This is a genomic window from Acetobacter tropicalis (assembly GCF_030644465.1).
Taxonomy (GTDB): domain Bacteria; phylum Pseudomonadota; class Alphaproteobacteria; order Acetobacterales; family Acetobacteraceae; genus Acetobacter; species Acetobacter tropicalis.
Genome location: NZ_JAUYUW010000001.1, coordinates 2,307,312 through 2,326,505 on the forward strand (window position 1 = coordinate 2,307,312; position 19,194 = coordinate 2,326,505).

The 19,194-nt window shown below is 56.2% G+C and carries 20 protein-coding genes and 1 tRNA gene; 5 read left to right on the forward strand and 16 right to left on the reverse strand.

Features of this window, described 5'->3' with window-relative positions; all coding sequences use genetic code 11:
- Window positions 1-52 precede the first annotated feature (52 nt).
- The 3 genes from QWU00_RS10475 to ppa form a co-directional block, all read right to left on the reverse strand.
- Complete coding sequence (locus QWU00_RS10475) at window positions 53-661, reverse strand: YceI family protein (protein WP_035382461.1); 609 nt, start codon at window positions 659-661, stop codon at window positions 53-55.
- A gap of 106 nt (window positions 662-767) precedes the next feature.
- Window positions 768-1,595, reverse strand: a complete 828-nt coding sequence (locus QWU00_RS10480; RefSeq protein WP_035382460.1) for a DODA-type extradiol aromatic ring-opening family dioxygenase — start codon at window positions 1,593-1,595, stop codon at window positions 768-770.
- Between the two features lie 221 nt (window positions 1,596-1,816).
- On the reverse strand, window positions 1,817-2,347 hold the full coding sequence (gene ppa / locus QWU00_RS10485; protein WP_035382459.1) for an inorganic diphosphatase: 531 nt from the start codon (window positions 2,345-2,347) through the stop codon (window positions 1,817-1,819).
- A 155-nt stretch (window positions 2,348-2,502) separates the two neighbouring features.
- Here ppa and QWU00_RS10490 point away from each other — a divergent pair.
- From QWU00_RS10490 to QWU00_RS10500, 3 genes are all read left to right on the forward strand, one after another.
- Window positions 2,503-2,576: transfer RNA gene (locus tag QWU00_RS10490), tRNA-Ile, on the forward strand.
- A gap of 63 nt (window positions 2,577-2,639) precedes the next feature.
- A complete protein-coding gene (ettA, locus tag QWU00_RS10495) occupies window positions 2,640-4,319 on the forward strand; it encodes an energy-dependent translational throttle protein EttA (protein ID WP_035382507.1) in 1,680 nt (559 codons plus the stop codon).
- A gap of 127 nt (window positions 4,320-4,446) precedes the next feature.
- A complete protein-coding gene (locus QWU00_RS10500; protein ID WP_035382458.1) occupies window positions 4,447-4,950 on the forward strand; it encodes a GNAT family N-acetyltransferase in 504 nt (167 codons plus the stop codon).
- Window positions 4,951-5,146: 196 nt separating this feature from the next.
- Here the strand turns inward: QWU00_RS10500 and QWU00_RS10505 are convergent, their stop codons facing one another.
- The 10 genes from QWU00_RS10505 to queA form a co-directional block, all read right to left on the reverse strand.
- Entirely contained in the window at window positions 5,147-5,908 is a 762-nt protein-coding gene (locus QWU00_RS10505) for a hypothetical protein (protein ID WP_035382457.1), read from the reverse strand.
- A gap of 193 nt (window positions 5,909-6,101) precedes the next feature.
- A complete protein-coding gene (locus tag QWU00_RS10510; protein WP_035382456.1) occupies window positions 6,102-6,722 on the reverse strand; it encodes an MlaC/ttg2D family ABC transporter substrate-binding protein in 621 nt (206 codons plus the stop codon).
- Window positions 6,723-6,729: 7 nt separating this feature from the next.
- A complete protein-coding gene (locus tag QWU00_RS10515) occupies window positions 6,730-7,599 on the reverse strand; it encodes an MlaA family lipoprotein (RefSeq protein WP_035382455.1) in 870 nt (289 codons plus the stop codon).
- A gap of 281 nt (window positions 7,600-7,880) precedes the next feature.
- Complete coding sequence (locus QWU00_RS10520; protein WP_035382506.1) at window positions 7,881-8,708, reverse strand: TerB family tellurite resistance protein; 828 nt, start codon at window positions 8,706-8,708, stop codon at window positions 7,881-7,883.
- 251 nt (window positions 8,709-8,959) lie between these two features.
- Window positions 8,960-9,271 (reverse strand): winged helix-turn-helix domain-containing protein, encoded by a 312-nt coding sequence (locus QWU00_RS10525; RefSeq protein WP_035382454.1) that lies wholly within the window; start codon window positions 9,269-9,271, stop codon window positions 8,960-8,962.
- A 6-nt stretch (window positions 9,272-9,277) separates the two neighbouring features.
- Entirely contained in the window at window positions 9,278-9,895 is a 618-nt protein-coding gene (locus QWU00_RS10530) for a hypothetical protein (protein ID WP_150395594.1), read from the reverse strand.
- A 449-nt stretch (window positions 9,896-10,344) separates the two neighbouring features.
- Entirely contained in the window at window positions 10,345-10,620 is a 276-nt protein-coding gene (locus tag QWU00_RS10535; RefSeq protein WP_035382452.1) for a ribbon-helix-helix domain-containing protein, read from the reverse strand.
- A complete protein-coding gene (gene queG / locus QWU00_RS10540; protein ID WP_035382505.1) occupies window positions 10,617-11,702 on the reverse strand; it encodes a tRNA epoxyqueuosine(34) reductase QueG in 1,086 nt (361 codons plus the stop codon). The genes QWU00_RS10535 and queG overlap by 4 nt, the downstream gene beginning before the upstream one ends.
- 182 nt (window positions 11,703-11,884) lie before the next feature.
- Complete coding sequence (gene tgt / locus QWU00_RS10545) at window positions 11,885-13,045, reverse strand: tRNA guanosine(34) transglycosylase Tgt (RefSeq protein WP_035382451.1); 1,161 nt, start codon at window positions 13,043-13,045, stop codon at window positions 11,885-11,887.
- Complete coding sequence (queA, locus tag QWU00_RS10550; protein ID WP_035382450.1) at window positions 13,042-14,157, reverse strand: tRNA preQ1(34) S-adenosylmethionine ribosyltransferase-isomerase QueA; 1,116 nt, start codon at window positions 14,155-14,157, stop codon at window positions 13,042-13,044. The genes tgt and queA overlap by 4 nt, the downstream gene beginning before the upstream one ends.
- Before the next feature lie 226 nt (window positions 14,158-14,383).
- On the opposite strand from queA, the gene QWU00_RS10555 reads away from it, so the two are divergent.
- Both QWU00_RS10555 and QWU00_RS10560 read left to right on the forward strand, forming a co-directional pair.
- A complete protein-coding gene (locus QWU00_RS10555; protein WP_035382449.1) occupies window positions 14,384-14,602 on the forward strand; it encodes a hypothetical protein in 219 nt (72 codons plus the stop codon).
- A 17-nt stretch (window positions 14,603-14,619) separates the two neighbouring features.
- A complete protein-coding gene (locus QWU00_RS10560) occupies window positions 14,620-15,114 on the forward strand; it encodes a kinase inhibitor (protein WP_035382448.1) in 495 nt (164 codons plus the stop codon).
- Window positions 15,115-15,203: 89 nt separating this feature from the next.
- Here QWU00_RS10560 and QWU00_RS10565 read toward each other — a convergent pair whose 3' ends face one another.
- The 3 genes from QWU00_RS10565 to QWU00_RS10575 all read right to left on the reverse strand — a co-directional run bounded on the left by QWU00_RS10565 (window position 15,204) and on the right by QWU00_RS10575 (window position 19,116).
- Window positions 15,204-17,369, reverse strand: coding sequence for a hypothetical protein (locus QWU00_RS10565; protein ID WP_052051579.1), 2,166 nt, complete (start codon window positions 17,367-17,369; stop codon window positions 15,204-15,206).
- A 92-nt stretch (window positions 17,370-17,461) separates the two neighbouring features.
- Window positions 17,462-18,211 (reverse strand): methylenetetrahydrofolate reductase, encoded by a 750-nt coding sequence (locus QWU00_RS10570; protein WP_035382447.1) that lies wholly within the window; start codon window positions 18,209-18,211, stop codon window positions 17,462-17,464.
- Window positions 18,208-19,116 (reverse strand): bifunctional methylenetetrahydrofolate dehydrogenase/methenyltetrahydrofolate cyclohydrolase, encoded by a 909-nt coding sequence (locus QWU00_RS10575; protein ID WP_006557117.1) that lies wholly within the window; start codon window positions 19,114-19,116, stop codon window positions 18,208-18,210. Before QWU00_RS10575 ends, QWU00_RS10570 begins: the two co-directional genes overlap by 4 nt.
- Between the last annotated feature and the right edge of the window lie 78 nt (window positions 19,117-19,194).

Below are 19,194 nucleotides of genomic sequence, written 5' to 3' on the forward strand. Positions count from 1 at the left end.
GAATGAAGAGGCTGGAAAACCCCATCCGCTGGAACACGGATGGGGAGACAGATTAATTCTGTTTTTCAAATGCGCCTGCCAGAGTGAGGGTGACATCATCCCCCACCATTGGCACGTACGTTTTCACGCCAAATTCGCTGCGTTTGATAACCCCGGTGGCCTGAAAGCCGACCGTATAGGCTTTGTCCATCGGGTTTACACCAGAGCCTACATAGTGGGCTTGGAGTGTCAGGGGCCGGGTCACGCCATGCAGAGTAAAGTTACCGGTAATGGAAGCACCCCCTTTGCCATCCGGTGTGACCTGGGTGGAGACAAAGGTGGCGGTGGGATATTTGCCAGCGTCCAGCCAGTCAGCGCCTTTCAGTTCTTCTGTCAGCCTGTCGCTGGTGGTCTGAACACTGCTGACCGGTACGGAAATGGTTAGTTTGGAGGCCGCCGGATGCGCGCTGTCCAAAGTGAGGGAACCGCTGGCTCCGGAGAATAGGCCAGAATAATTGGTAAAGCCGAAATGCAGCAGGGAAAACACAACCTGCGTATGGCCCGGCTCAACCTTGTAGGTGCCGCTTTGAACGTGCTGGGGCGCACTGTCAGCCAGAGCCATGCCGAGAGAGGTAGCCATCCCGATGACGGCAAGAGAGCATGCAAAGATACGTTTAGACATGAAGGAATGTCCTTGGTTGATGGTGAGGAAAAAGAGGCAGAGGGGCAGACTGTTCGTGTTGCGTAACGCAAGACCGTCCGGTTCGTGCTCTGCCGGGGAAAAAAGATCAGCCTCCGAAGGTAAAGCCGGAGAGAGATTTACCCATGACCGTGTCACTATAGGTCCGCACGCCTCCATCGGTGCCCGCAGCCCCTGCGACGACCATGAGAGGAAGGAGATGTTCTTCTCTGGGGTGGCAGATGCGCGCGGATGGTGCATCTTCCCATTGAATGAGGGCCTGATTGCGTAAGGTTGCCGGTTGGGTCACAGCATCGGCCAGCCACGTATCGAACTGATGGGATGCATCATCGGACTGTGGGTTCGCCGCCATGAAGTGGCGCAGATTGTGGTAGGTCATGCCTGTGCCCACAATCAGGATATTTTGGTCACGGAGCGGGGCGAGCGCCTGCCCGATGCGCAGATGCAGGGCCGGGTCCATATCCTGTTGGAGCGAGAGTTCAACAACGGGAATATCGGCTTTTTCAAACGCCAGCATAAACGGAATGAAGACTCCGTGGTCCAAACCACGTTCAGCGTCTGCTTCCGCCGGTATGCCTGCGTCTTTCAGTAAATGTTGCACCGTTTCCGCCAATTCGGGCGAGCCCGGTACATCATACTTCAGATGATAGGTATGGGGAGGAAACCCATAATAATCATAAATCAGCGGAGGCTGTGTGCCAGACGTAACTGTTGGAACACGAGTCTCCCAATGGCCAGAGATCACCAGAATGGCATCCGGTTTCTGGGGCAGAGTGTGAGGGATGTCCCGCAGATAAGCCGCCATGGTGTCCCATGTGTCCGGCCAGTCCATAAAGAAGCACGGACCGCCACCATGCGGCAGAAAAAGGACTGGCTGGCGCTTGGGGTGCAGTGAAACAGGAGAGAGGTCAGGCATGGGACAAATCAACCTTGGCAGGTGCAATGGTGTGAGTGTTGCCTTCTCTTCCTCGTTTGATAATCCTGTGTTTCAGTAAGATATCTCACACCCAAAGTGTGAGATTGGATTTGATGTGAGCGTAAGTCATAAAAAAACCGGAGGGGGCATACGGCCACCGGCTCCGGTTTTCTCAGGTCATCCTGCGGCCTTGCCTGGCCATAGGGAAAGGCGAAAACGCTTTATTTGGCCTTTTTGGCTTCTTCCACGCCAGTGCGGATGAAGTCACCAGCTTCTTCACGGGTGCCCCAGCCGGTCACTTTCACCCATTTGCCGGGTTCCAGATCCTTGTAGCGGGTGAAGAAGTGCTCAATCGCCTTGACGGTGATTTCCGGCAGATCCTGCACGCTTTCCACTTTGCTGAACTGCGGGTGAACCTTGTCATGCGGGACGCAGATGATTTTTTCGTCCTGGCCGGATTCGTCTTCCATCTTCAGCACACCGATGGGACGGGCGCGAATCACGGAGCCGGGCACAACGTTGCTGGGGGTCAGCACCAGAGCGTCTGTCGGGTCTCCATCAGCGGCCAGTGTGCCGGGAATGAAGCCATATGCCGTGGGGTAGGCCATGGGCGTGAACAGGAAGCGGTCCACAAACAGGGCGCCGCTTTCCTTGTCGATTTCGTATTTGACGGAAGATCCCTGCGGGATTTCGATCACCACATTGATGTCAAACGGCACATCTTTACCAGGAGAGAGTTTCGACACGTCCATAAGGCTGCTCCAGCATGGGTAAAATACGGATGCCAGACCCTATCCGCCATGGTGCGACTTGCCAAGTCGGAACAGAAGGGAGTGAATTTTGGCTGTTTTTCACACTCAGAACTCTTGCCAAATGTGTCAGGTTGCGTAATCAGAGAGCCACCTGCGCGCCCGTAGCTCAATTGGTTAGAGCGGGCCGCTCATAACGGCTAGGTTGCGGGTTCAAGTCCTGCCGGGCGCAGGTTTTTGCCTTTCACGTCCTTATCGGCGCCTTTTTACCAGTCCATTCGCGGGAGTTCATCTCATGGCACCATATCAATACGTCTATGTGATGAAGGATCTGACCAAGTCCTATCCGGGTGGTCGGGAAGTGTTCAAAGGCATCACGCTGTCCTTCCTGCCGGGCGTGAAAATTGGTGTTCTGGGCGTTAACGGTGCCGGTAAATCCACCCTGCTCAAGATCATGGCGGGGATTGATAAGGAATATGGCGGGGAAGCCTGGGCGGCTGAGGGCGTAAAGGTCGGGTATCTGGAGCAGGAGCCCCAGCTTGACCCCAAACTGACCGTTGGCGAGAACGTGGCCCAAGGCTTTGGCGACCTGAAAAAGGCCGTTGACCGCTTCAATGAGATTTCCATGCGCTTCGCCGAGCCCATGGAAGATGATGAAATGAATGCCCTGCTGGCTGAACAGGCCGATCTGCAGGAAAAGATTGATGCTGGCGATGGCTGGGAACTGGACCGCAAGCTGGAGATCGCGCTGGATGCACTGCGCTGCCCGCCTGCTGACAGCCCGGTAGACAAGCTTTCCGGTGGCGAACGCCGCCGTGTGGCTCTGTGCCGCCTGCTTCTTGAAAAACCTGATATCCTGCTGCTGGACGAACCAACCAACCATCTGGACGCAGAAAGCGTGGCATGGCTGGAAAAGACGCTGCACGATTATCAGGGTACCGTGATGGTCATCACCCATGACCGTTACTTCCTGGACAACGTGACCAACTGGATTCTTGAAATCGAACGCGGTCGCGGTATCCCGTTTGAAGGCAATTATTCCTCCTGGCTGGAACAGAAGCGCAAGCGTCTGGCACAGGAAGAAAAGGAAGAAAGTGCCCGCCAGCGTGCCCTTGCCGCCGAACAGGAATGGATTGGGTCCAGCCCCAAGGCACGTCAGGCCAAGAGCAAATCCCGTATTGCGCGATATGAAGAAATGCTGGCCCAGAGTGCTGAAAAGCAGACGGGTGTGGCGGATATCGTCATTGCGCCCGGCCCGCGTCTGGGTGGCACGGTGATCGAAGCGGATCACCTCAGCAAAGGGTTTGGTGACCGTCTGCTGATTGACGATCTCAGCTTCAAGCTGCCGCCGGGTGGTATTGTCGGGGTGATCGGGCCGAACGGTGCCGGTAAGTCCACGCTGTTCAAGATGATCGTGGGTCAGGAAAAGCCGGATTCGGGTGAGCTGAAAATCGGTGAGACTGTAAAGCTGGGATATGTTGACCAGTCCCGTGACGATCTGGACCCCAACAAAACCGTGTGGGAAGAAATTTCCGGCGGGACGGATGTCATTTATCTGGGCAAGCGCGCCGTTCCTTCCCGTGCTTATGTCGGGGCGTTCAACTTCAAGGGCTCAGACCAGCAGAAAAAGGTTGGCATTCTCTCCGGTGGTGAGCGCAACCGCGTGCATCTGGCCAAGATGCTCCGCAAGGAAAGCAACGTGCTGCTGCTGGACGAACCAACCAACGATCTGGACGTGGATACCCTGCGTGCGCTGGAAGAAGCCTTGGCAGAATTTCCGGGGTGTGCCGTGGTCATTACCCATGACCGCTGGTTCCTGGACCGTCTGGCAACGCATATTCTGGCGTTTGAAGGGGATTCCCACGTCGAGTGGTTTGAAGGAAACTTCCAGGCTTATGAGGAAGACAAACGCCGGCGTCTGGGTGCTGATGCTACGGAACCGGGCCGCATCCGTTATCGGCCCATCGCCCGCTGATCAGGTCTGGATGGGTGTCTGATGCGGCATCCGTCCTGTCTGCTCTCAGGTAAATTTTTCTTTTCTTGTCTGACGCCCCATGCCGGGGCGTTTGCGCGTACCCCTGCCGTTGTGCGGAGGGCGTACCATGTCTGATGCCCGGACAGTCCGCACTGGCCGTTTGGTGTTGCAGCCCGTTACATGGCGGGACATGGAAGACATGGTGCGGTTGAAAGCCGATGGCGGTGCTTTTGGCCAGATGCTGGGCGGGGTTTGTACCCGTCAGCAGGCCGAGCGGGATATGGCGGATGATATTGCCTTCTGGGCGTGCCACCGAGTGGGCATTTTCACCATCCATGAGCACGGCAAATTTGTGGGTATGACCGGCATTCATGACAGGCCGGACGGGCGCGGATTTGGGCTGAGGTTCGCCCTGTACCCATGGGCAAGCGGCAGAGGTATTGCGCGGGAAGCCGCCAACGCCGCTTTAAGCTTCACGCATAATGCGGGCATTCGGCGTGTTATCGCCGTGGCCAAAGAGACCAATCTTCCTTCCCGTAGCATTCTGAAGGGAATCGGGATGCGTGAGTGTGAAACATTTCAGCGCGATGGCCAGACCATGGTGGTCTATGAGAGTATCCGGCCTTCCTGAAGAGATGACTTTAGGGCTGCGTTGAAAAGTCTCTCATGGTGTCTTTCTGGAAGGGTGTTTGCATCCATCTTCCGCCAATATTTCGTCCTGTTAGTCTGAAATTGGAACCTCACATTTCCTTTTAGACTCAGGCAGTCACATTGTTTTTCTGCAAAATCAGTGAAGCGTTTCGAAGGTAAAGGGCAGCAGCGGCCACTTATCGGGCGAAATCCGCATTGAGTTTGCGGGTCTGATCAATAATTGTTTGAGTCAGATGGCTCTGGTTCGAGGCAAGGCGCACATGAATCGTCATCAGATCCTGCGCCGAGGTGAGATGGATCACGCCTTTGATCGGGGTGTTGTTGGCTGTCAGCCGACTTTCCGTGCCGAATCCGACCGTATGGGCTGGCGTTACAAAAGCGATATCCCTATCCCCTTCGCGGGTTATCTGGTCATCAGGGTATGGGCCGGTTGGAAAGCGGCTGGCGGGTTCTATGCCCTCCTGAATGACGGATTGCACAAAGGGTTGGTGTGTAGGGAAGGCGCGGGCAATGGTGCGGGCCACGTCAAAACGGCCGCTGGTCGTGCCGGACGTTGAGGAAACCTGAATGCCGGGGCCGCTGATTCTGACTTCCAATGTCGAGTCTGTTTGGGGAAAAGCATCGGGTTTGAGCATCAGAAACGCGCCTGAAGACCCGTATAATTCCAGACAATGCCAGCCTGCGGGCGCCACAGCCGCAAGGTCTTGCGAGGCATAAAGCGCCAGCCCTTTTGGGAGAGGCGCAGGCAAGGTGAAAGGCGAGAGTGTGGGCGCGGGAACAGGCCCTGTCTGCCCATTTGCCGGACATCCCTGAAAACGAGAGGCAGGCGAAGACCCAGCTTCAGAGGGCAGAGGACACAGGAGCAAGATACCTGTCAGGGCCGCACAGGGCTGGAAGAATGCCCGCCTGTGTCCAAGGAAAATGCGGAGAAAAATCATGATTGTGCCTTTTCCCGTCCAGTCCTGTCTCGCTCAGTTCTTTGTCATCGTGTGCCTTAAAAGAACGAAAGAGGAGAAGAGGTTCCTTCCGATGTGGAACGTTCAAAAAAGGGGAAGGGATGGCGCATAAAAAAAGCGCCACTCCAGAAGAGTGGCGCTTGGTCATTCAACCGTAAAAGGTTGAAAAAGAGGCTTACTGCTGCGTGGCGGCGGTTGTGTGGTGTGCAATCTGGCGCTTCAGAGCGCCGATCAACGCATCTACGCTCCCCCCATTGCGGGCAATGTAGGAAGAGTAATCCTGCCGCTGCGTCAGGCGCAGGCTGGCACCTTCCCCAATTACGTCCACTACTTTGGAGGAGTTGTTCACAATCCACTGCATGGTTGCGGGGGGCTGCTGCGGGCGGAGAAGGGTGGCCTCAACGGCATCATCTTCACCAGATTTGGTCACGTTGCCAATGGTGAAGCTTACACCGCGGTAATCACCCAGTTTATCTGTAATGGCGTTCACCAGAACCTGGTGGAACAGGCCCAGATATTCTTTCTGCTGGGCAGGGGTGGCCGCTTTCCAGTAACGGCCAAGGCAATAGCGGCCAATGCCATCAATATCCACGTTCTGCTGGATAAGCGGCATGACCCTTTCCTTTTTTTCAGAAAGAGAAACCGGGCTGTTCACAATTGCGACCAGCTTGTTGCCGAAATCCTGAATAAACAGGCGGGTATTCTGAGCTGCATGTGCGGGCAGGATAGAAAGGCTACCTGCACAGACCATGGCAAAGGCACCCAGAAGAAAGCGGCGGCCAGAGAGGAATGTCATGTCAGTGCTACCCTTGTTGTTTATTTTTGACATGGTACCACAAAGGCACAGTCGCCCGGTGGTCGTTCTTGATAGCTTCAATCTGGGCTTTGCGCTGCTGCTGATACGCGCTGCGGATGGTGGCGTAGGGGTCCAGAGCATCACGTTGCAGTGCGTCCAGCTCATCCAGATGTTCTGAACGGCCGTGCACAATGCCCATCATGTTATAGGCCCAGTTGAAGCTGATCAGCCCATATCCACGAGGTACATAGTTCCAAGGGGAAAGCCCCTGGTCAATCCCGTAACCAATTCCGTCACGGATTGAGGATGGACCCATTGGCAGGAACAGGTAAGGGCCAGAGGGAATGCCCCAGTTGGCCAGCGTCATCCCGCCATCATTATCATGATGAGGATATCCGGCCATTTTGGCGACATCAATCAGCCCGCCAAGGCCGACTGACATATTGATGCACCAGCGTACAAACGCATCCCCCGCGCGGCGTGGCTTACCTGCGCCAACATCGTTAAAGAAGACAGAGGGCTCGTTCATGGTGGTGATCATGTTGCCCAGTGAATTCCGCACAGGGCGGGGCACGGCCCATACATAGGCCTTGGCTACCGGCCGCAGCGCCCATTTATCGAACGTCATGGTCAGGTTGTAGACCTTGCGGTTCAGGGGCTCGTAGGGGTCATTCGCCTGCTTGTATTCGGCTAAAGCGTCGGGGTCTTTGGGGGGAGGCGTGCGGATGCTGCTGCACCCGGCCAGCGCCAGAAGGGAAACGGCAAGAAGAGAAGAGCGGGTGGAGAAACGGCGATAAGCCGAAAAGCCTGCCCGGGTCTGACCATTCTGTGCCTGACCGCGAGGGCGGAGCCGCATACCGTTCCGTCCTGAATTCATTGCCGCCTTCACCTTCACCCTGTGACGCATCCTTAATCTGACCTGACCGTATGGCAGGCCTATCCTGCCGCCTTGTCTACCACGAGAACGGCGCTACGCAATGCAGGGCTTCTCTGCGCGTGAGGCAGGGTAGAGGAAAAAAAGCGCCTCTCTGGCCCTTCGGTTCATCGCAAGGTGTGATTTTTCTGTTTTCTGTTGCCTGAATGCCGCAGTCACGGAGGAGTCTCTGAAGACCGACCACAACAGGCGCACTTTAAACTCTCTGCTGTGCAAGATGCAGCTTACAGGCCGCGTTCCCGTTTGATGAGGTCCCACGCTGCGTTAATACGAGAAATCCGGGCAGAAGCCTCCGCAATTTCGGCAGGTGTTGCGTTGCGGGCTGACATCACATCCGGGTGATATTGGCGAACCAGTGTTTTCCAGTGCGCGCGAATCTCTTCGTTGGAGAGAGAGGCCTCCACGCCCATGATCACATAAGCGTCTTCTTCTGCCATAGCGGGGCGGGCGCGGCCCTGTTCTGCACGTTCCCACGCCCCTTTGCTCAGCCCGAATAACGCGTGGACACGTTGCAGGAAGCGGGTTTCTTCCTTGGTCAATGGCTCATCAGCGGCCACATCAGCGCGGGCAATGGTGAACAGGATGGCCAGAAGGTCTTCAAGCGGCTGTTTATCATCAGCGTAGGCTTGTCCCAGTTCACGGGCAAAGGCTTCATAATCATCCGTGCGCTGGCGGGACATATCAAACAGCCGGCCAAGCTCGCGCATGTTTTCCGGGGGTACCCGAAAGCGTGCCTTGAAGGCGTTGATTTCTCGCCGATTTACGGGAGCATCACATTTGGCCAGCTTGGCGCACAGAATCACGCTGCTCAGGCCATAAAGCTGTTCTTTCTTACCCATGGCGGCGGCCAGTTTGGCCGCCATAAAAGTTGCCGCACCGTTGGGGTCCGGATGAGCACGGGCCGCCCAGCGGTCACTCCACCCTCCTGTGGGGGGCTGGAGCAAGGTGCCTTTATCCGCGGCATGCCCCAGAGCTGTGCCCAGAGCTGCTCCCACGGGGCCTCCCATGGCAAACCCGGCAACGCCACCAAAAATTTTACCCCAAATAGCCATTCTGCTCGCTTCAACCATGTCTGCTGTGAGTACCATATGGTACCCGGTTTCAGCCTTGCAAACACCATAGCAAGCAGATGGCCTGCAAGAGAAGGCAATCTAGCGGCAACGCTGCCATGGCGATCTTTACGCAATAAGGCGGGGAACAGGGCGAATGCCGCGAAAAAAGGGATCAGGCTTTTCTGGTCTGTATCAGCACAGAACTTTGGGCATAGAAGAAAACACGAGAGGCTTTCTTCTGTGCAGGCCATTTATGCTTTGGGGTCCGTCATGGAAATCAGGCGGCTTATGGCGTCCAGATACGCAATGTAGGCTTTGCGCCCTTTCTCTGTCAGGCTGAGCTGGGTGAGGGGGCGTCGTCCTGCAAAGCTTTTATTTTGCAGGATGTAGTCGGCTTCTTCCAGTTTTCTGAGATGCGTGGACAGATTGCCATCTGAAACCTGAAGATGCGCCTTGAGAGTTGTGAAATCTGCCGTGCCTGTTGATGCCAGAAAGGTCATGATGCCCAGCCGCACCCGCCCATGAATGGTTTCATCCAGGTCATGAATATCAAAGGAAAACATGGGTTCTTAAGCAGTCGCGTTATGTTTGCGCATCAGCACACCGCCGGGCACCGCCAAAAGAAGCACGAGCAAACCGCCATAAAGCAGGAAAAGATATGGGCTGTTGATGAAAATTGCAGACAGAAGAGCCCCAATGAAAGAGGAAGCGGCAACAATTTGCAGCCACTTCTGGCCGGAAATCAAGGCTGCAACTAACCAGCCTGTGCCGTAAAGCCCCAGAATGAGCGAGGGAAACAGCGCCCAGACCAGCGTTGTCTGGCATCGCCACATGATAAGCAGCCCGGCAAGGAAAACCGTAAGAATGCACCAGCCAATGGATTGCCAGACCTGTGCCATGGCCTGATTCATGAAGGAGGCTGCACCTGTAACGGGTGTTGTCCGTGCAAGAATGAAAATACAAGCGCAGTGAACCGCCATTGCCACACCATAAATCCATATGATGGCATCTGGTCCAAAACCTAAAAGGTGCAGGGAGGCTGCCCAAGCGACAGCGGAAGCAACACCAAAAATCAGGCCTCCTGCAAGAAGGAAAGGGCCAAAGGTAAGGGGCGTATGCTGTCCGGCTTCAGCAAGTGCACGCAGAAAACTGATGTCCTGTTGCAGAGAGTGATTGTCTTGGATCATGGCGCATCTCACAAGGGAGCGGAAGGGAATGGCTGTCAGTAACCATGGACAGAGCATAGGAAATTAACTTTGAAATTAAAAGTAAAATTTTATGCAAAGTTTGAGAGATGAGTCTTTGGTTTAATCGGGGCACTCAGAAAGTGGGCGCCCAACGTAGGAAGATGATAAGGAGGAGGGAATGCAGGGAAGAAATACCGTGCTCGTGGGGATGCCGGACGGTAGTTTCTCACTCAGTCAGAGGTCATTTCAAAAATTATCTGACGAAAATTGATGTTTTTTTATTGCAGAATGTGTTGTCTTTAATATCATCGTAGTGTGGGCGCAAAATGATACTTTAAACTCTAAAGCGTTTTGATAATTCTCACCCCAGACTTTTGAAACTGCAATCTCAGTGTATGGCGGTCTTTGAATAATCCGTTATAATGGAATGGAAAATTGATAAAAAACCATCAGGGATCGTAATTTTTTTGGATGGTGTGAGGAGGGGTGTCCTCTTGCCTCTCCATGACTTTTTTGCGTAACCAGTTGAGAGCATGAACCCTTAAGGCAGAAGCCAGAGAGTGCGGAGGAAGGCGTTCTGAATCCACCTGTGCAACCAGAGCCGGAAGAGGCTGTTGGGTTGCCTGTGCCATTTCCTCCAGAACCTGCCAGAACTCCTGTTCCAGTGCCACGCTTGTATCGTGTCCGGAAAGGATAAGGCTACGTTTGCGTAAATGCAAACTCATGGCTGGTGTTCTTTCAGGCGGAGGGTGGCCCATTGGGCGGCGTCCGTAACGACCGGATCAGGGTCTGTTAGCAAATTTTCGGCGTGGGGTAACAGGGAAGGGGTGCGGCTGTTGCCAATAGCAATCAGCACGTTGCGCACAAAGCGGTTACGGCCAATACGTTTGATGGGAGAACCGGAAAACATTTGGCGGAACGCCGTATCATCCAGTTGGCTCAAGGTGGTCAGCTCTGGTGCAATCAGGTCTGCCCGGGGATGCAGTTTGATCTGGCGGGAGGTCTGGGCAAAGCGGTTCCAGGGGCAGACGGCCAGACAATCATCACACCCATAAATATGTGTGCCAATGGCAGGGCGCAAAGCATGCGGTATTGGGCCGGAATGCTCAATGGTCAGGTAGGAAATGCAGCGCCGTGCATCCATTTTGTATGGTTCTGGAAAGGCCTGTGTGGGGCAGGCGGTCAGGCAGCGGGTGCAACTCCCGCAGCTTCCGCCCGAAGGTGCGGAGGGCGGAAGCTCTAGGGTAGTATAAATCTCACCCAGGAAAAGCCAGCTTCCATGCGCGCGGGAAACAAGGTTGGTGTGTTTGCCTTGCCACCCTAATCCTGCCTTTTCTGCTAAAGGTTTTTCGGAAACAGGCGCGGTATCGACAAAGACCTTCACCTGGGGCGTTTCCAAGGCTGGATGTGCCTGTGTGGGGACTTCCAGCGCAGTCCGTCCTTCCTTGACCACAAACTGGGCTAGGTGTTTCAGCATGCCTTTTATCAGGTCATGGTAATCGCGGTGGCGGGCATAGACGGAAATGTTGCCGCGATCTGGCTGGCGCAGGGTTGCCAGAGCATCGTCCTCTGGGGCGTAGGACACGCCGAGAGCAATCACACTGCGAGCTTCTCGCCATAAATCCTGCGGATGCGTACGCTGCTCCGTGCGCTCCGCAAGCCAGTCCATTTCCCCTTGATAGCCATTGGCCAGAAAATCGGTCAGCCGGTCGCGTACCTCCGGTCCCAGATGTGCGGGGCAAAAGCCAATGGCATCAAACCCTAGCGCCAGCGCTTTGTCCCGAATACGGGTGGCGAGTTTCTCCATGTGGGCGGAGGGCTGGGAAGAAGAGGTGTGTGGGTCAGGCAAGAGAGGTGCCACTGTCTGCCCAACCTGTTTGGGCTTGTACTGAGAAAAAGGGAGGTGCGGATGCTAAGGCAAGATGAGCCGCAGGGGGTGCTGCCCATAAGAGAGAGTATTTCCGCATCCTGTAAACGAAGGGAGAAGTCTCAAGGAACGGATGGGATGACCGGTTGTGGCATTTCATCTTCTGTCCAGTCTTCTGCGGCCCATTCAGCCCGAAGCTGTGTAGCCAGCGTTTCCAGTCGGCCTTCCAGAATGGCTTGGCGTATCTGGCGCATCAGTCGCTGATAATAGGCGATATTATGCCATGTCAGCAGCATGGGGCCCAGAATTTCATTCGCACGGAATAGATGATGCAGATAGGCGCGGCTGTGGCGTGAACAGGCCAGACAGTCACAGTGTGGAGAAATGGGCCGTGCATCGCCAGCGTGGCGGGCGTTGCGTAAATTCAGGGTGCCACGTTCTGTATAAGCGCGGGCTGTACGGCCGGCACGGGTGGGCATGACGCAGTCAAACATGTCCACGCCACGCATCACGCTGCCCAGCAGATCATCAGGCGTGCCAACGCCCATCAGGTAGCGAGGCGCATTTTGCGGCATAAGCGGAACGGTGGTGTCCAGTGTGGCGAACATCAATTCCTGCCCTTCGCCAACGGCAAGGCCGCCAATGGCGTAGCCTTCAAACCCTATGTCGGTCAGGGCTTTCACGCTTTCGGCCCGTAGGTCTGTTTCTGTGCCGCCCTGCACAATGCCAAACTGACCATAGCCCTCGCGGTGCACAAAAGCCTCGCGGGAGCGTGCTGCCCAGCGCATGGATAGGCGCATGGATTTGGCAATGATTTCTGGCGGCGCAGGCAGGGCCGGGCACTCATCAAAACACATGGTGATGGTGGCATCCAGCGCGTGCTGGATGTCGGTCGAGCTTTCTGGAGTCAGGCGATGCGTTGAACCGTCAATATGGGATTTGAAGGTGACGCCATCCTGATCCAGTTTGCGCAATGCCCCCAGAGACATGACCTGAAAGCCGCCAGAATCCGTGAGAATCGGGCCGGACCAGTCCATGAATTTGTGCAGGCCACCCAGTTGCCGTACCCGTTCCGCGCCCGGGCGCAGCATAAGGTGGTAGGTGTTGCCCAGAACAATGCCCGCGCCGGTGGATCGCACCGCATCCATGGTCATGGCTTTTACGGTGCCCACAGTGCCCACGGGCATAAAGGTGGGGGTGGCAACGGGGCCGTGAGCAGTGTGCAGGGTACCAGCGCGGGCGTTGCCGTCCGTGCTCTCGCAGGTCCAGTTGAAACGGGTCATGAAAGGGCTCCGGTCGCACCTGTGGGGTGGGCAGTGGTCTGATGAGAAATGCGGTAGGTATCAATGGGGTTGGCGCACCGCAGCAGGCAGGCATCTCCGTAGGAATAGAAACGGTAGCCAGAGTTTACAGCGTGGGCATAGGCCGCACGCATGCGCTCTGTTCCGGCAAAGGCGCTGACCAGCATGAACAGGGTGGAGCGTGGCAGATGAAAATTGGTCATCAGCATGTCCACTGCCCGGAATTTGTAGCCGGGCCGAATGAAAATGGAGGTTTCAGCGTCAAACGGATGCACCCGGCCTGTTTCATCCGCAGCGCTTTCCAGAAGGCGCAGGCTTGTGGTGCCGACAGCAATAATACGGCCACCCGCCTGCCGTGCAGCGTTGATACGCTCTGCTGTTTCTTGCGTGATGATCCCGCGTTCAGCATGCATGTGGTGTTTGGAGATATCGTTCTCCCGCACGGGCAGGAAGGTGCCTGCACCCACATGCAAAGTAAGCGTGCAGCGTTCAGCTCCGGTCGCGTCAACTGCTTCCAGCAGGGAGGGCGTAAAGTGCAGTCCCGCCGTGGGGGCGGCCACAGCCCCTTTATGTTCGGCAAAAATGGTGGCGTAGTCTTTGTCGTCCTGCGCCGTCGGGCCATGTGGGCGGTGAATGTAGGGTGGAAGCGCCAAAGCCCCGACATCTTTCAGGAACGCATCAAAGGCGCTGCCTTCTGCTGAGAACCGGAGCACGGCTCCGCCACCCTCTTCCCGCGCCAGAACCTCGGCAGTGTGGGGGCTGCCGGTAAATGTCAGGGTATCGCCCACCCGCAGGCGGCGCGCATTGCGGACCAGCACATGCCATGTGCCATCGGCCAGAATACGGTCCAGCGTGATGCCGATACGGGCTTCCCCACGCAAGGCGTGCAATTGAGCGCGGATAACGGCTGTATCGTTTGCGACCAGCAGATCACCCGCGCGCAGCAGGGAGGGGAGATCAGACACATGCCGGTCATGGAACGGGCCGTCCTGCGGCACATCCAGCAGGCGGGCGTTCTCCCGTGGTCTGGCAGGTTCCTGCGCGATCAGGGTTTCGGGCAGGTGGAAATCAAAATCTTCTGTACGGTCGCTCATGGCCCGATGGGTTTACGCAATAGGCAGCGCCTGCGCCAGAGGGCAGATGGATGGAAAACTGAACCTTGTGAGCACTGAGGCGTCTGGCCCACAGGGAAGAGGGCAGAAGGCGGCGGCAGGGTTTTGCAAAAGATGGCATGGGTGGTACGTCTCATCCTGTCTTGAAGTGCGAGCAGGCGAGGTTCAAAGTCCACTCCTGTTTGTATGAGAAAATTTGGAGAAGAGAATGTCTTACGCATTGCTTGATGCAGACCGGGTTGCCAAAGCAGCCAAAACCTCCCTGGGTGTTTTGCAGGCCAGCAACGAATCTTCTGAAGCGCATCAGCGCAAGATCATCATGATTGAACGGATTGAAGCTCTGGCCCGTGCTGCGGCTGAATCTGACGCTGGCAAGGCCGTTACCCTGACGTCTGAAGAATTCTGGCTGATCAGCCGCAACTGGTAACAAAGGAAAAGCACACCATGGCGTTTGTTCTCTCAAGCCCGGCTTTTACTGAGGGCGCAACCCTGCCGCAGGCCCAGGTTTACAACGGCATGGGGCAATCCGGGCAGAATCTTTCCCCCGCGCTGGAGTGGAAAGGCGCGCCGGAGGGCACCAAAAGCTTCGTGATCACAGTGTATGATCCGGATGCTCCAACAGGGTCCGGCTGGTGGCATTGGGTGGTTGCCAATATTCCTGCAAGCGTGACCAGCCTGCCCGAAGGTGCAGGGTCAGGCAAAGGCGGGCTCCCCGCAGGGGCCCTGCAGGTGCGGACTGACTTTGGCGTGCCGGGTTATGGTGGGGCAGCTCCTCCGCCCGGACCAGTGCATCATTATGTTTTTACGGTGCATGCGCTGGATGTGCTTCAACTGGACGTAACCGCAGAGTCGAGCCCGGCTCTGGTTGGTTTCATGGTGCATCATCATAGTCTTGGTGCGGCCAGCCTTACGGCTGTTTATGGCGGCAAAGCATCGTAACCCTCCGACTCTAAAGAAGCCGGGAGGTCACAGGATTTTCTGTGAAGTAAAAAAAGGGAGGCGCTCCTACGTGCCTCCCTTTTTGTTTTTCAGGATGAAAGCGAGACAGAAGAGGCAGAAGCTGGAGTGTGGCGGGCCAGTTCCACCACCACATCCACCATGGATACGCTGCCGTCATGGCTCAGCAGGGCCTCTTTCCCTCCCACATGATGCGGCATGACCATCAGGGGAGCCCCTTCATCCATGAATTTGATACGCAGATCATTCCAGCGGGGGGCTACAAAACGCCGGAAGGCAGCGGCCAGCGCACACTGGTCCACACACCAGTTGGTGGGGTTTTGGGGGCTATAGGCGGTATTCAGGTAGTCACTGAGAAAATGCGCAATGGGGGGCAGAAGGTCGGGCTCTCCAAAATAGGAAATGCCAGCCCCAAATCCCCATGGTTCGCCCATAACCTGTTTGCCTTCATGGTTATAGGCGTACAGACGGAACCCGTAATCGGATGAGTCCGCCATCTGCCGCCACAAGGCCACGAAGTCTGCCGGGAAGTAGCCGTCACAATCTGCCGTGATAAGCGGGCACCGGAAGCGGGCCACAATTTCAGGCAGCATCAGATACCGTATGGCTGTGTAAGTTGCGCCATCTCGATATGTCAGCGTGCCGTGAGCAAAGCTCAGCTTGACCTTTGGGTCATGCGTGGCCAGCCATTCTGAAACCGTTGTCAGGAACGTCAACTGCTCCATGGTGGGTTGTTCCACCCCGATAAAGAGGTGAATGGCACCCCCTGATGGATCGGCGCGACAGGCCCGGACAAGGGAGAGGATCAGCTTGGGAATGAAGCGGAAATATTTGGAATCACACCCAAAGACGAGACCCAGGGCCGGAGGGATGGCGGCGGCGTTTTCTTCCGGGCTGAAATGCCATTTCCAATCAGATACGCCAAGGCGGTCTGGCACGGCGCGGGAGGAGAGTGAATTGCATTCACCCTCACTCAACCAGGAGAAGACTCCACAATTATAATGAATGGGATTAATCTTCGTCTCAATCGCCAAGGCTTTTGCATTTGCATAATGGGTATCGGCTTCTCTGCACAGGCCCGCCAGCCAGCTTGCATGCGCCATGTTCACTTCCTCCCAATAGCTGATGCCATTGAGATGGGCTTCTGCGGCCAGAAGTTTGAGGCGATGCGGAATACTTTGGCCTGTGCAGGTTTCTTCAAACCGTTCGCTGTAGGCTTGGCGTAGGTCGTGGCCATTCTGGCGTGCCAACGGCATGGGAACAAGAAGCTGGTTAAAAAGTCCGTCAAACATGGATAGGCCCATGCGGCGCAATTGCCTGGGTAAATCCAGCAGAGCGTCTTCCCCCCCTTTCAGCCGAGTGAGCAAAGGTTGAATTCGTTCCAGAGTGATGTCGGGGAAACGGGTCGTCAGGGCCTCGTGCAGAAGTTGCGCGGCCGTTTCATACTCTTTGGTGCGCAGGGCCAGAATGGCGGCGTAATAGATCAGATCCGGGTTGGTATCCTGCGTGCGTGCGCAGGAGAGGAGGCCCGCTGCCAAATCCCAGAGTTCAAAAAAGCCACACTCGCGCGCCAGATGAAGCAGATACCCGGTATCCCCCGGATTCACACAAACCTTGAGGATATGTTCACGTAATTCTTCAGATACGGCCCATGGGGTGCGCTGACTGGGGCGGATTTCCCCCATCTGTAGCCGCTCTGTCAGTGTTTCCAACAACGCGGAAAGGGTGCGGGAGGGGCATTGTGTCAACGTTACCCGTTGATCAGAGTCTTCGCTCCATAGGGTGAGTGTATCCCCCTTCCGTTCGGCCTGAAGGGCTTCAGCAGGCCACTTGTGGTCTCCCAGATGAACATGGTGTTCGTGGCATACGGCCCGTCCAACCCAGCGACCGTTTTCGTGCCAGTCCCGGGTCGTCAGATCTTTCAGAAGGGGAAGAAGCGTGGTGGGGATGGCCAGAAAATGTTCCCAGGCAGCGCAAATGGGTGCGGCGTCAAGTTTGTCGAGCCCGCGGCTGGAGAGGTAATGCGCGTTTGCCTTTAGCGCGATAAGCGGTCTGTTTGGAATTGAGTCGACCGGAACGACTTTTGTAAAGGCGTCACACGGCTCTACTGCGCCATCATCATGTAAAACGACAGGGGAGACCGCACGGAACAGAACATCCGTGAAGGAAGCGGGATGCATGTGCAGGCCTGTGTAACCCACCAGCGCGCCATGCCATGAGAGAAGAAAAAACGCCATTTCAAAACTTTATCCTGAAACGGCGTTCGTGAAAGAGAAATTTTATCAGGTCAGACTGTTTTTGTGTGCAGTCAGAAAGAACAGACCTGCCTTTATGCCAGTGCCTCTAACAGCGGTGGCAGATACTGATCCAGTTTTACGCGAAGCGGCATCAGATAAGCCCGCCCTTTTTCCTGCGAGAGGTGCCGTAATACGGTCTGGGCAAAATGGATATTGGCCTCCAGCGTGGGTTCAAAATCCTTTGGGAACACCACATGGTTGGTGGTTTCCCAATAAGAGCGTGAGCGTGGGCCGATAACGGGAGACAAGCCCCAGAACACGGTTTCATCCCGCAGCCATTCGCGGCAGAGGTCAAACAGTTTCAGGTCAAACACGGGTTGGGTGAAGAATCCTTCCGCCCCGGCCTCTTTCTTGCGGGCAACGTCCTCCAGTTCCTGCCATGGCGCACGGCGGTAAGGATCAAATGCCGCATAAATGCGCAGGTGAGGCGCTTCCTTTTTGTAGCGGCGGATAATGCTTTCCGTGCTGTTGGGGTAGGTGCGGTGGGACAGATCTGCCGGCGGATCTCCGTGCACCACCAACACGTCTTCAAGCCCCGGCTGATCTGCGCCGGGCAGAGGGGCATCTGGAGCGACATCAATCGCCCGGATGTGGGGGACAACCCGCGCAAAGTGGGGGCGGATCAAGGCAGCAGCATCCCAACTGCGCAGCGGAAAGCGCATCAGATCCGGCACGTTCAGCGTATCGGCTGCGGGAAACAGAGCCTTTACGCTGGCAACATCGTCCAGCAAGGCTTCCGTGCTGCGGGGGATCAGTTCAACGGAGAGGCGTGAAAGGCTCATTCCGGTTTTCCCGTTACCAGAAGGCGCGCAGCCGTGAGAGTATTTTTCAGTAGGCAGGCAATGGTCATGGGGCCGACGCCACCCGGTACTGGCGTGATACGGCCAGCCACTTTGACGGCTTCGTTAAATACAACATCGCCGACCAGCCGGGTTTTGCCGTTCTCCAGCGTGACGCGGGTGATGCCCACGTCAATCACTGTGGCTCCCGGTTTGATCCAGTCACCCCGTACCAGTTCACGTACCCCGGTGGCCACAACCAGAATGTCGGCCTGCCGGGCCAATGCAGCGGTATCCCGCGTATGGATATGCGCGATAGAGACCGTGCAGCCTTCGGCCAACAACAGCAGGGCCAGCGGCTTGCCGACCAGATTGGATGCACCAATCACCACGGCGTGCTGGCCGTGCATGTCTCCCAACTGGTCTTTCAGCAGGAGCAAGCAGCCCAGCGGGGTGCAGGGCACAAGACCGGGGAGCCCGATTGCCAGACGCCCTGCGTTGGTTTCTCCCAGTCCATCCACATCCTTTTCGGGGCGGATGGCATTGGTCACACGCCGCGCGTCCAGCCCTTTGGGCAGCGGAAGCTGAACCAGAATGCCATGAATTTCCGGATCGTTGTTCAGGCGTTCAATCAGCGCCAGAAGTTCGGTTTCAGAGGTTGTTTCCGGCAGCATGTGCATGAAGGAGCGCATGCCTGCATGATGAGTCTGGATAGCCTTGTTGCGCACATAGACTTCGCTGGCCGGATCATTCCCTACCAGAATGACAGCCAGCCCCGGCGTGACGCCGTACTGATCATGGAAAGTACGCACATCATCGCGGATCTGAGCGCGAAGGGAGGCGGCAAAGCCTTTGCCATCAATCAGGGAGGCTTGATGGTCGGAAGAAAGGGGAGAGGATGCGCTCATCGTTCCTGCTGCCAGTCTAATCGGGAAGGGGCGGTCTGAAGTGTTGGAGGCATACGCAAAAAAACACCTCGGGACAAT